1 pseudogene is annotated in these 1,698 nt (G+C 64.8%); it reads right to left on the reverse strand.

Annotated elements, in window-relative coordinates:
• Nucleotides 1–38: 38 nt before the first annotated feature.
• Nucleotides 39–1,698 (reverse strand): annotated as a pseudogene (polA, locus tag RHBS_RS27550) (DNA polymerase I); the annotation flags it as partial.

Consider the following 1,698-nt stretch of genomic DNA (forward strand, 5'->3'; position numbering starts at 1 on the left):
AATTCGGTGAGCGGCCCTTCGCCTGGCCATAGGTCGAATCAGTGTGCTGCGGCATCCCAGCTGCGCCCGGTGCCGACCGAGACTTCGAGGGGCACCGACAGTTCGATGGCCGAGGACATCTTGTCGCGTACCAGTGCCTCGACTTCCTCGCGCTCGGATTCGACGACCTCGAGCACCAATTCGTCGTGTACCTGCAACAGCATTCGTGACTTCAGCGTCGACTCCGCCAGCGACTTGTGTACGTCGATCATCGCAACCTTGATGATGTCTGCGGCAGTGCCCTGGATCGGGGCATTGAGTGCGGCTCGCTCGGCCACCTCGCGACGCTGACGATTGTCGCTGTTGAGATCGGGCAAGTAGCGGCGCCTGCCGTACAGCGTGGAGGTGTACCCCACCTTGCGCGCTTCCTCGACGGCGTTGCGCAGGTAGTCACGGACGCCTCCGAACCGCGCGAAGTACGCCTCCATCTGCTGCTTCGCTTCGTCGGTGGAGATCTTGAGCTGCGCGGCGAGACCGAAAGCGCTGAGCCCGTAGGCCAGTCCGTAGGACATCGCCTTGACCCGGCGGCGCAGTTCGGGGGTGACCTCCTCGATCGGCACGCCGAATGCCCGGGCACCGACGAAGCTGTGCAGGTCCTCGCCGGTGTTGAACGCCTCGATCAGCCCTTCGTCGCCGGAGACGTGCGCCATGATTCGCATCTCGATCTGGCTGTAGTCGGCGGTGAGCAGGGTGTCGTACCCCGCCCCGACGACGAAGCCGTCCCGGATGTGCCGGCCCGCCTCGTTGCGAACCGGAATGTTCTGCAGGTTCGGCTCGGTGGACGAGAGTCGTCCGGTGGCCGCGACCGTCTGATTGAACGTCGTGTGAATGCGTCCGTCGTCGGCAACGGATTTCAGCAGGCCGTCGACCGTCACCTTCATCCGTGTCGCGTCCCGGTGATCGAGCAAGAACTTCAGGAACGGATGCTCGGTCTTCTCGAACAACCCTTGCAGCGCATCGGCATCGGTGGTGTACCCGGTCTTGGTCTTCTTCGTCTTGGGCATGTCGAGTTCCTCGAACAGCACCACCTGCAACTGCTTCGGTGACCCGAGGTTGATCTGCTTGTCGATCACGCCGTAGGCGGAGTTCGCGGCCTCGTCCACCTGCGCAGCGAATCCGGACTGCAGTGCGCGGAGGTGATCACCGTTCACGGCGATACCCGTTGCCTCGACATCGGCCAACACCGTCAGCAGCGGCAGCTCCATCTCGGAGAGCAGGGTGGTCGACTCGATGGCGGCGAGCTCGGCGTCCAGTGCATCGGCCAGGTCGATGACGGCCCGCGCCTTGAGGATCTCGCCCTCTGCGAACGCCGCATCGGCGGTGTCCTCGGCATCGAGCAACGACATCTGACCTTCACCCGCATCCTCCACCCGGAGTTCGCGTTTGAGGTAGCGCAACGACAGGTCGTCGAGGTTGAACGATCGCTGACCGGGCCGCACCAGGTACGCGGCAAGGGCGGTGTCGGTGGTCAACCCGCCGAGGGTCCAGCCGCGCCCACGAACTGCATGCAGAGCCACTTGGCCTCGTGCAGCGCCTTGGGTTGCGCTGGATCGGCGAGCCACGCGGCGAGTGCCTGCTCGTCGGATTCGTCCAGAGCAGTCGTCGTGACGAACGCCCCCTCACCGTCGGCCGCAGCGATCGCCACCGACGTCGCGTCGC

The organism is Rhodococcus sp. BS-15 (genome assembly GCF_000813105.1).
GTDB lineage: Bacteria > Actinomycetota > Actinomycetes > Mycobacteriales > Mycobacteriaceae > Rhodococcoides.